The sequence below is a fragment of the Peribacillus sp. Hz7 genome (assembly GCF_042136355.1).
In the GTDB taxonomy this organism is placed as follows: Bacteria; Bacillota; Bacilli; order Bacillales; family DSM-1321; genus Peribacillus; species Peribacillus asahii_A.
In genome coordinates, this window is sequence record NZ_JBHHJV010000033.1 from 18,271 (window position 1) to 28,820 (window position 10,550).

Below are 10,550 nucleotides of genomic sequence, written 5' to 3' on the forward strand. Positions count from 1 at the left end.
TCCCCCTTATCTTTTCACTTTTATAAGTTTATTTGGATTGAAAAGAGTATCAGGGTCGAGTGCTTGTTTAATTTTTTCCATCACAAGCAACGCTTTTCCATGCTCTTTCTCTTGATATTTCTGTTTGCCCACTCCGACACCATGCTCTCCTGTACAGGTTCCCCCACGTTCTAGCGCATACATCACAATCATTTCATTAAATTCATTTGTTCTTTTTATGTCATCAGCATTGTCCATATCAATCATCAGAAGAACATGGAAATTACCATCACCAACATGGCCTACTATGCCTCCAGGCAACGCTAACGTATTCAGCGACTCTCTCGCATGCTCAATCGCCCCAGCTAACTCCGAAATTGGTAAGCAAACATCAGTTACCATCAGCTTTTTCCCTGGGTTTCCATGGATATAAGCGTAAGCTATATTATGGCGAGCATCCCATAACTGATTTCTAGCGGCATTATCTGTCTCAAAGTCAATGCCTTCACAATTGTGCTCTGCTACAATCTGTTTCATAAATTCAACATCTTGCTTTAATCCAGCTTCATTGCCATGAAACTCTAAAAATAAGGTTGGTTGTTCCTTGTAGGCTGTTTCACTATACAAGTTCACTTGTTTCATAGAAAGTTGATCTACAAGTTCAACCCTTGCAATTGGAATGCCTGCTTGTAAAATACTAACGACCGCAGCTACAGCATCTTTAACTGTTGGGAAGGAAGCTCTAGCAGCCATAATATGTTCAGGAATACCATAGACCCGAAGTGTTAATTCTGTAAAACAGCCGAGGGTGCCCTCAGAACCGACAAATAGACCGTTTAAATGATAGCCAGATGAAGACTTTTCCGCTAAATTCCCAGTATTTATTACAGTTCCATCTGCTAAAACAACCTCTAAATCACGAACTTGGTCTCGCATGACCCCATATTTAACAGATGTTGTTCCACTAGCATTGGTTGCTGCCATACCGCCAAGTGATGCATCTGCTCCCGGATCTACTGAGAAAAACAATCCGTATTTTTTCAACTCTTTGTTTAACTCAGAACGCGTTACACCCGGTTGGACTCTTACGAGAAAGTCATTTTCCCTGATCTCTAATATTTTATTCATGAGAGAAAAATCGATGGTAATGCCGTTGTCATAAGGAATAACATGCCCCTCTAAGCTCGAACCTCTTCCAAATGGTACAACAGGTACTTTGTATTGACCCGCTATTTTTACTACTTTACTCACTTCTTCCGTCGTTTCCGGAAATACAACTATATCCGGTAGACTAGGAGCGTGATACGACTCATCTTTGCTATGCTGCTCTAATATCGTTTGATTTACTGTTACTTGACTTTCTGAAAGCACACTCCGTAGAGCCAAAACCAATTCTTCATTTGTTACTATCATTTCATTCTCCCCTTATTACTCTTATTATTGCCGCATTATAAATGGTCGGACCAATTTACAGGTATTTGAAATTGGTCCAACATTTTTCAATTGTAACAAAAAGTAAAAAAATCAACAATTCAAATTTTTCTGATATTGATTAAAAGGATAGATTTTTGTATGATTAAGCCATTTATACTACAGTTATTTTAGAGGAGTGACGCGGGGGATGACACAGCCAAAGAAAAAAGCCTATCAAGTAATTGTTGATCAAATAAATGAATACTTTTTGAATGGGAAATTAAAGCCTGGAGATAAACTGCCGACAGAGAGAGATTTAGCCAGCCGTTTTAATGTAAGTCGAACGTCGGTTAGAGAGGCACTACGGAAACTTGAAATTAAAGGGATAATTGAAATTAAACAAGGAAGCGGGAGCTTTATCAAAACATCAGAAAATCTCGCAGTAGAAGAAATTTCCTCCACAATCATGAACGCTGAAAAAAAACTAATCTATGAAATGTTGGAGCTTCGCCGTATGCTTGAAGTAGAATGTGCTTCTTTAGCTTCACAAAGAGCCACTTCTGAAGACTTAAATCGAATTCGTGAGGCACTAGAAATGATGGATCATGCTAAAAATGATGTGGAATTAGGACTTCAAGCTGACCTAAACTTTCATATTAGTATTGTTTACGCTTCACACAATTCAATATTTTTACAATTAATTAAAACCCTAAGTGGACATATGCAAGATACAATCCGAGCTACTCGAAGACAAAGATTGGCTAATCAGGAACGCAACCAAGATACGATTAATGAGCACAAAGAGATTTATTTAGCAATCGCCACAGGCGATGCAGATCAAGCAGCGCAACTAATGGAAAAACATATTACACAAATAAGAAAAGAATTGACAGAGTCATTGTTAAATCATATAGGGGAATAGGACAATGGATTGGATTAGAAGAAGAAATTCTTTGATATTCTAGGGGGTTGTGAAAAGACGGTGAAGCATCCCCTGCATGGAAGTAAAAGCAAGGAAGAAACCAACCTTTCTTCTAAACAAGAAAAGTTGGTTTCTTCTTTTCTTCTTTTGAGGGGATCTTCGCTGAAGTCTTCTGTATACTAACAACAAAGTTATTTAACTTACAATAAAATCATTTAAAACAATGTGAGTCATTCTATTCAACAATCGGGCCATATTCTTGAATAATACTTGGTGGTTAATTTGGATATTTATATAAAAGATAGACTATGAAGAAATGTACTAAAGTAATTGATTAAAGTAGTGTAACTGCCGTTTCCATTCTCTATTAATTTCATCTATTATTAATAGATTTATTGATTGGAGTGAAGTGGAAATGAATTCCAAGAGTAATCTTAAGATTTCGTTCTTAACATGGAATATTTATCAAGGTTTTAATATTGCACCATTGCTTGCTGCTTCCCCAGAGCAAATCCCTGCTGCGGTAACACAAATCTTTAGGCAATTTCTTGCGACGAATTTTCCTGTTCGTGCCAAGGCAATTGCTGAAGCTATCGCTTCGGAAAAACCTGATTTTATCGGTTTGCAAGAAGCCGTGCGGGTAGAACTAATTATTCCAACTTTCAGAACCGTCACCTATGACTTTATAGAAATATTATTAGAAGCGTTAGAGGAAAAGGGATTGAACTACGAAGTAGCAGCTCAAAACTCAAATTTTTCGACACAACTTCCTGACAATAATGGAAATTTAGTTCGATTTTTGGACAGGGATGCCATATTGATTCGTAAAGATAAAGATTTGAAGGTAATTAGACGCCAAGAAGCTAATTTCCAAACAAATCTAATAATACCTGTAGGAGGACAACTTTTTACAATCCTTAGAGGATGGTCTTCTATAGATGTTAAGATAGATAGACAAGTTTTCAGGATGATCAATACACATTTGGAGCCAGGCTCTGAAGCCATACGGAATGCCCAAGCAACTGAAATTATTCAAGGACCTGCAAACACAAATTTACCCGTGGTCATTACGGGAGATTTGAACGCCATTCCTAATAGCTCTACTTATAATTTGTTTATTAATGCTGGCTTTCAAGATACATGGAATAGAGTGGGTGAAGGACCAGGGTTTACCGCTGTACAGAATCCTGATCTATTGAATGCAGTTTCTTTGTTGAATCGAAGAATCGACTATATTTTATTTAAAAACGGCTGGGAACCAATTGAAGCAGAATTAGTTGGAGAATCGCAGGGAGACCGAACAAAAACAGGGCTTTGGCCATCCGATCACGCAGGAGTTTCAGCGAAGTTAAATTTAGAGGACCATCATAATCATCACCATGGAGAAAGCCGTGACGAGAGTGGCAACTAATGATTGAAAGTCAGATTGACCGTTTCATGGTTAAAAAGGAACGGTCTTATTATTTTGGATAGATAATCCTTATTGAAGTAAGGAAGAAACCAACCTTTCTTCTAACGAAGAAAAATTGGTTTCTTCTTTTCTTGTTTCGAGGGATTCTTCGTAGAATCCTCTAACCGACTACACAGTTGCGTAAGGGATGTACGAGCAATTCTTGGCTGAGCCAAATGCAAAGAGCAATGAGTTGGTCTGCTTGATATTTACTTGATTGCCGCACAAAACCAACTTGTTTGGCAATATCTTATAGGACTATGGGAGATAGAAACCATTGTAATTCTTGTGTTTCTTTAGCTTGATGGGCATGTGTCTGCACCCCAAGAAGTACAATCGGTAAGACCATCTACAATTGTTACGGTTTTCCACGATAGAAGTTCACTTTTACATATTATTTAACTTATACAACAACTCAGTTCGGTTGTTTGCATCGAATTTTCGATATAAGTTTTGTAGGTGTTTTTTTATTGTGTTTTCACTAACATAAAGTTTTTGTGCTATTTCTTTGTTCTTTTCTCCTTTTTGAAGATGATTCACTATTTCTTGTTCTCGCATTGTTAACAGTACACTTTCTTTTTCTATGGATTTCATAACGCGCTGTAAATTAAATCCGCTTTCAATTTGTTTTGCAAGATAATTAAGTTTTATATAGTCTGAAATAGTGAATTGTTTTTCTTCTCTGTTTCGTACTAAACCTATCACACCAACCAATTCCTCATTATATTCCAAGTATAGTGCCATTTCGTCTATGAATCTGTTTTTTTTCATAAATTCGTTATAATACTCCGATTGTAAATACTCTGAAAATAAAATCACATCATTTAGCTTTTGAACTCTTTTTTTCTTTTTTAAATTACTTGGATGAAGAAAATCTTTTTTATAAAAATACTGATGATATTCTTGAAGTGATTGCTCTTCTATATTTAATAAAATGGGTTCTATTAACTTTTGATTTTCGTTAATAAACCAAAATAATGAATGATTATAACCTAAAACATTGTTTAGAATATGAAGAACTTCTGTACGGTATTTATTTATATCTGTGTTGAGCTGTTTGCCTGCTAATTCTTCTACTGCACAAAGAACATTGTTATATTCCATTTTTGTTAGTTGCATTCCATTTCTCCTTTTTACTAGGTATAAATCAATATTCTAAATTATGGTAAATTTATCCTTTTGGGTAATAGGAAAATATTTTATATAAAGTAGAATGTATGTAAATGAGGGGGGATGGATTTATGAATTTATTAGAATTTGCAAGTTATGATGGGTTAGGTCTTGCGGATCTTGTTAAAAATAAGCAGGTAACGCCTAAAGAGCTCGTCCAACTTTCTATTAAAGCAATTAATGAACTCAATCCAGATTTGAATGCGGTCGTATCCATTCTTGAAGAACAAGCGATCAATGAAATTGAAAGTGGTTTGCCAGAAGGTTCTTTTACCGGTGTGCCATTTTTAATTAAGGAACTTGTGTTGCATGCTAAAGATGTGCAAACGAGTATGGGGAGTAGATTGGCGGAAAATGCTGTATTCCCAGTTGATAGTGAATTAATGGCGAGGTTTAGAAAAGCTGGTTTTGTTACAGTTGGAACAACAACTACTCCTGAATTTGGTTATAATGCAGCAACAGAAGCTGTATTATATGGCCCTACACGTAATCCATGGAATCTAAATCATAGCCCTGGTGGGTCCAGTGGTGGATCAGCAGCTTCTATTGCAGCTGGAATTGTTCCAGTAGCTCATGCGAATGATGGTGGTGGATCTATTCGAATTCCAGCCTCTTGTAGTGGTCTCATAGGATTAAAACCAACAAGGGGAAGAATCCCTGCTGGACCTTTCAATAGTGAGCCACTTAACGGAATTGCTATTGAATTTGCTTTAACAAAAACCGTAAGAGACACTGCTCATCTACTTGATGCAGTAAGTGGTCCAGATATCGGTTGCTATGGATGGCCTGAAGCACCAGCTGAAGAATATAAACGATTAATAGAAAAGCCTATAAAACCATTAAAAATTGCTTGGACTGGAAGACCTGCTACTGAAGTTGCTGTAGATGAGGAATGTATACAAGCATTGCATGAAACAGTGCAACTATGTAGAGATTTGGGACATATAGTTGTGGAAGATACACCACGATATAATGCAGAGCAATTTGGTTTAGCTACTTTAAATATTTGGACAGCGAATATTTATAAAATGATTGAGGGTGCAGCGAAACTTACAGGAAAAATACCAACTGAAAAAAATATTGAAGCAGCAATCTGGCAGTGTTACTTATACGGCAAAGAAATGAAAGCATCAGATTTGTTGGAAGCAATTGAAACCAATGCTACGGTTTCAAGAACTGTAGGTCACTTCTTTACTGATTATGATGTATTATTATCTCCAACCATTGCTACATTACCTGCTGAAATAGGGGTTTTAAATGCAAATAATCCAAACATTGATGCTAAACAATGGACTGAACAAATTTTCACCTATGCACCATTTACTAATTTATTTAACGCTACTGGTCAGCCTTCGATTTCCCTTCCATTAAAAACAAGTAAGAATGGACTACCTATCGGCATGCAATTTACTGGAAGATTTGCTGATGAAGCTACTTTACTACAATTAGCTTCGCAATTAGAAAAAGCAACACCTTGGAAAGACAAGAAACCTAATATTCATGTATCCAACATAACAAATACAATCTAAATAATGTCTTGAACTACCCCCACCTACTTCACTACGTTTCGTTGAGGAGGGGGATTCCTACGTACAAGATTCTATCGAACCTTAATGGAGTAGGCGATCCCTGTCGCACCGACAGTTAGCAGTACAAACGACTAACCTAGAAAGTCTCCTGCAAAAAAAGAATCTAGTTAGACAGCTAACGCTAATTCTTTTATATTTTTAGATGCGTTCACATCCGCGTTGTCTGTGTGACCGCATTTTTGACACACAAATTCAGCTTGCGATAGACGATTGGCTTTTTCTGTATGGCCGCAAGCATGACAACGCTGTGAGGTACGTGTAGGATGGACAGCGATGACGGTTTTCCCATACCATTCCGCTTTATATTCCAGCATGGTACGGAATTGTGACCAAGATGCTTCACTGATCGCTTTTGCCAGATGGTGATTCTTCCTCATATTCGCTACCTTTAAATCTTCTATTCCGATCACATCGTGGTTTTTGATGATTTCGGTAGATATTTTTTGAAGGTAGTCTGTTCGTGCGTTCACGATTTTTTCGTGAATACGCGCCACTTTTTTTCGTTGTTTTTGATAATTTTTTGCTTCATCTAGTGGTTTCTTTTGTTGAAGCGCTCTTTCTTGTCTTCTCGATAAAATCCGTTGTGCTTTCACCAATTTTTCCTCCAGAGAACGGAAAAACTTTAGGTTTGAATAGATGGTTCCATCTGACAGAATCGCAAAATCTTTTAGGCCGACATCGATGCCAACAGCCGAATTTGTTTTTGGTAATTCTGTTCCTTCTACTTCGGTCGTTAGAGAAACAAAATATTTCCCCGATGGATTCCGTCTAATCGTGGCACTCAAAATACGACCGTGTACTTCACGACTTTTGGCAAAACGAACAAGACCTAGCTTTGGCAACTTGATCTGGTCGTCTATAACAGCGATATTTCCATTCGTATGCTTCGTAACGTAAGACTGAACAGGATTCTTTTTGGATTTAAAACGTGGTAGCTTATTCTGTTTTTTGTAATATCGACTATAAGCATCGGCTAAGTTTTCAACTGATTTTTGCAAAGCGATACTATCCACTTCTTTCAAAAAAGAATACTGTTTCTTTAATTCTGGAAGTTCTTTGATGGTTTCATATTTATTCAAATAGTCCCCTTTCCAATTATTTGAGGAAAGTTGACCATTCTGCTTCATTTCTTCTGTGATAGACCAGTAAGCGTCTTTTTCTTTCTGTTTACCAAGAAAGAGATTAAAGACAAATCTTGAACAACCGATCGTCTTATGGATGAGTTCTATTTGTTTCTGATTAGGGTATAAGCGAAATTTAAAGGCTTTGTGGATGAACATGGTTGAGCACCTCCTTCACCATTTACCTTATTATTCCATATATAAACCCAAGGGTTCAAACACATGTTCTTGTTTTATGAAATAGTCACTAATCAAAAGGACAAAAGGGATGGTACTCCTATCATCGTCATTTTCTTATGATTCAAACAACAGTCGGATAATCGAGATGGCAAGTAAGCCATCCCAATCAGAAGGCGATTTATCCTCTCCCTACTCATTGGGCTATCACCCTTCACATTCCTTGAGGAAGGGGTATTCTCGCCTATTTTTTTAATAAAATATGTTTTAGAATAAAAAGAAAACAACCTTTCTTCTTTTCTTGTTAAGCGGCATGGTGGGTTCTTTTATTGCTCATTTGTTAGCATCATCTTCATAATAAACGGGAAGTGTTACTGTAATAGTTGTTCCCTTATTCGGAACACTATTTATATTGAGTGTACCATTCATCGCTTGGATGGTCTTAACAGCTACCATTGATCCTAACCCTGTTCCTTTTTCTTTGGAACTGTAATAAGGCTCACCAAAACGGTTTATTTGTTCTTTGTTCATTCCTACTCCACTGTCACTGATTTCAATAATTATGTCGAAATTTTTTACATAGGAAACAATACTAAGCTCCCCGCCGTTTGGCATAGCCTCTATACTATTTTTAATTAGGTTTAGGAAGCATTGCTTGAAATGTTGAACATTCCCGCGGGTCATGCTAGGAGTTAATTGTTCTGCTATATGAACTAAATTCATGCTAGCTAATGGTTTGAGCATTTCAATTACATATCCTAGTTCACGGTTGACTGAAATATTATCCACTTTTTCCATTGTGGGTTTTGCAAATGCTAAGTATTCACTAATAATTGATTCTGCACGATCAAGTTCTCTAACAACATGCTTTATATATTGTTCTCTTACTTCTTGAGAGAGATCAGGTGCCTTTAGCAGTTGAACAAATCCCTTCACAACTGTTAAAGGATTTCGAACTTCATGTGAAATACTAGCTGCAAGCTGACTAACTACCTCCATCTTTTCAAGCCTCACCATTTGTGTTCGAATTAAAATGGCATCTTTTAAAATTTCTATGATATATACAGCTAAAACCATAGTGAAAGGAGGAAGGATAATAAAGTAAAATACATACGCCTCCGTTATTTGAAAAGAATCAGACATAACGAGTGAAATAAAGCTGGTTAGGATTCCTAGGAACAAAATTAATAATACGGAGCTATTTAGCTTATTTTTTCTATTAAAAGTATTAAATTTTGCAGAAAATAGAGCCGTAACAATAAAGATAACGATATAAACAATTACCGTAAGGAGATTGAAACCATACATAACAAACCTACTAGTTAATAATATGACTAACAGAGCAGCCCCTACAGGCCAACCACCATAAAGTGTCCCTATTATAAAAGGGATTTGCCGGAAATCATGAACACAATATTCATCTATATAAATGGGAAACTTCATAGATAATATAATAGAAAAGCTCATGCATGCAGTAATAAGGGCCTTGCGATACTGATTTAACCTTTTGCCATGATCAAATAAAGTGAAATAAATCAAAATACTTACTAAGATATAAAAGAGATTATCTAATATGTTGTGATTAATATAAATAAAATTCATTGAATTCTCCTAAAAAAGTTAACAACTAGATTTATTATACAGGAATAACACTAAAAAAGAGGATTTTAATATGGAAATTTTCTTGAAAAGAAAGACGTTTAAAAACACCTCTAGTTACTCCATTAAAGGTCAGGCAATTTTAGATTTTTAAAACGGAAGGGTTATATCGAGGAAGCGAATGAGGAAGTAACGCTCTGGCTGACGAAAGCCTACCCGATGGGGGGAGTGTAAAGCATTTTTATATAGAAGTTCTTATTATTTTACTTTTTTCACAGTAACTTTAAAATAAGATAGAATGATAGCCTTATTTAAATGGAGGAATAAAAATGTTCGTACAAATTCGTAAATGGACAGTTACAGAAGGAAATGCTGATAAAATTATTGAACGTTTTAAGAAGAAGCCAGATCAAGGACCATCGTTAATTGAACAGCGAGAAGGCTTTATTGGCAGGGAGTTATTAGTGAAAAATGTTCGTCGTGGTGAAGAAGAAGTACTGATGATTGTTCGCTGGGAATCAGAAGAGGCTTGGAAAGCATGGGAAAAGAGCCCGGAGCATATTGCAGGACATAAAAAGAAAATTAAAGAGCACGGTGGCAAACCGCCAAAGCCTGAATATGTAATTGCTATGGAACATGGTAGTTACACAGTAGTTGAATAAGATCACAGCAGTGATAGAGCCAATCATTCTTATTGTACTATTCTGTTAGTTCAATAAGAAAATCAACATTGTTCTTTAACAGAGTCTAAGATTAAAAAAGTCCTTACTCGAGTAAGGACTTTTTTAATCTTATCAAATTCATTTATCTTTTTAAGTTTGATAGCTAAAGATTATATACTCTATCGAGTCCTTGAGATAAAAAAATGACCTCTTAACGGGATTATCTATACGCACCTTAGAGGATTCGAACCCGTGTTACCGTTGTGAAAGGGCGGTGTCTTAGCCGCTTGACTAAGAGGCCCTATCTTAAAATTAGGCAAAAAAAATAGCCCCTACTCAGAGCTATTTTTTTGCCTGGCAACGTCCTACTCTCACAGGGGGAAACCCCCAACTACCATCGGCGCTGAAGAGCTTAACTTCCGTGTTCGGAATGGGAACGGGTGTGACCTCTTCGCCATCATTACCAGA

The 10,550-nt window shown here is 36.5% G+C and carries 8 protein-coding genes, 1 rRNA gene and 1 pseudogene; 4 read left to right on the top strand and 6 right to left on the bottom strand.

The window, feature by feature from the left end; all coding sequences use genetic code 11:
• Positions 1-6: 6 nt before the first annotated feature.
• Entirely contained in the window at positions 7-1,392 is a 1,386-nt protein-coding gene (locus ACE199_RS22010) for an FAD-binding oxidoreductase (protein ID WP_375351660.1), read from the bottom strand.
• 208 nt (positions 1,393-1,600) lie between these two features.
• On the opposite strand from ACE199_RS22010, the gene ACE199_RS22015 reads away from it, so the two are divergent.
• Both ACE199_RS22015 and ACE199_RS22020 read left to right on the top strand, forming a co-directional pair.
• Positions 1,601-2,314, top strand: coding sequence for a FadR/GntR family transcriptional regulator (locus ACE199_RS22015; RefSeq protein WP_375351661.1), 714 nt, complete (start codon positions 1,601-1,603; stop codon positions 2,312-2,314).
• A gap of 415 nt (positions 2,315-2,729) precedes the next feature.
• Positions 2,730-3,725 (top strand): endonuclease/exonuclease/phosphatase family protein, encoded by a 996-nt coding sequence (locus tag ACE199_RS22020; RefSeq protein ID WP_375351662.1) that lies wholly within the window; start codon positions 2,730-2,732, stop codon positions 3,723-3,725.
• Positions 3,726-3,874: 149 nt separating this feature from the next.
• On the opposite strand, the pseudogene ACE199_RS22025 reads toward ACE199_RS22020, so the two are convergent.
• Together ACE199_RS22025 and ACE199_RS22030 are read right to left on the bottom strand one after the other, a co-directional pair.
• A pseudogene (locus ACE199_RS22025) lies at positions 3,875-4,113 on the bottom strand (hypothetical protein); the annotation flags it as partial.
• Between the two features lie 38 nt (positions 4,114-4,151).
• Complete coding sequence (locus tag ACE199_RS22030; protein ID WP_375351663.1) at positions 4,152-4,883, bottom strand: response regulator transcription factor; 732 nt, start codon at positions 4,881-4,883, stop codon at positions 4,152-4,154.
• Positions 4,884-5,005: 122 nt separating this feature from the next.
• Here ACE199_RS22030 and ACE199_RS22035 point away from each other — a divergent pair, with 122 nt between their 5' ends.
• Complete coding sequence (locus ACE199_RS22035; protein ID WP_375351664.1) at positions 5,006-6,463, top strand: amidase; 1,458 nt, start codon at positions 5,006-5,008, stop codon at positions 6,461-6,463.
• Positions 6,464-6,630: 167 nt separating this feature from the next.
• Here the strand turns inward: ACE199_RS22035 and tnpB are convergent, their stop codons facing one another.
• Together tnpB and ACE199_RS22045 are read right to left on the bottom strand one after the other, a co-directional pair.
• The gene (gene tnpB, locus ACE199_RS22040) at positions 6,631-7,803 is read right to left on the bottom strand and encodes an IS200/IS605 family element RNA-guided endonuclease TnpB (RefSeq protein ID WP_375351665.1); all 1,173 of its coding nucleotides are present in this window, start codon (positions 7,801-7,803) and stop codon (positions 6,631-6,633) included.
• Between the two features lie 351 nt (positions 7,804-8,154).
• Positions 8,155-9,423 carry an ATP-binding protein gene (locus ACE199_RS22045; RefSeq protein WP_375351666.1) on the bottom strand — a complete coding sequence of 423 codons (1,269 nt, stop codon included), beginning with the start codon at positions 9,421-9,423 and terminating at the stop codon, positions 8,155-8,157.
• Positions 9,424-9,749: 326 nt separating this feature from the next.
• Here ACE199_RS22045 and ACE199_RS22050 point away from each other — a divergent pair, with 326 nt between their 5' ends.
• Positions 9,750-10,082: an antibiotic biosynthesis monooxygenase family protein gene (locus ACE199_RS22050; protein WP_375351667.1), complete on the top strand. Its 333-nt coding sequence runs from the start codon at positions 9,750-9,752 to the stop codon at positions 10,080-10,082.
• 352 nt (positions 10,083-10,434) lie between these two features.
• On the opposite strand, the gene rrf is transcribed toward ACE199_RS22050, so the two are convergent.
• Positions 10,435-10,550: ribosomal RNA gene (rrf, locus tag ACE199_RS22055) — 5S ribosomal RNA — on the bottom strand.

Bases quoted from the DNA above. Each gene is read 5' to 3' on its own strand.
- ACE199_RS22010 (WP_375351660.1), bottom strand. From the start codon at position 1,392: ATGATAGTAACAAATGAAGAATTGGTTTTGGCTCTACGGAGTGTGCTT.
- ACE199_RS22015 (WP_375351661.1), top strand. From the start codon at position 1,601: ATGACACAGCCAAAGAAAAAAGCCTATCAAGTAATTGTTGATCAAATA.
- ACE199_RS22020 (WP_375351662.1), top strand. From the start codon at position 2,730: ATGAATTCCAAGAGTAATCTTAAGATTTCGTTCTTAACATGGAATATT.
- ACE199_RS22030 (WP_375351663.1), bottom strand. From the start codon at position 4,883: ATGCAACTAACAAAAATGGAATATAACAATGTTCTTTGTGCAGTAGAA.
- ACE199_RS22035 (WP_375351664.1), top strand. From the start codon at position 5,006: ATGAATTTATTAGAATTTGCAAGTTATGATGGGTTAGGTCTTGCGGAT.
- tnpB (WP_375351665.1), bottom strand. From the start codon at position 7,803: ATGTTCATCCACAAAGCCTTTAAATTTCGCTTATACCCTAATCAGAAA.
- ACE199_RS22045 (WP_375351666.1), bottom strand. From the start codon at position 9,423: ATGAATTTTATTTATATTAATCACAACATATTAGATAATCTCTTTTAT.
- ACE199_RS22050 (WP_375351667.1), top strand. From the start codon at position 9,750: ATGTTCGTACAAATTCGTAAATGGACAGTTACAGAAGGAAATGCTGAT.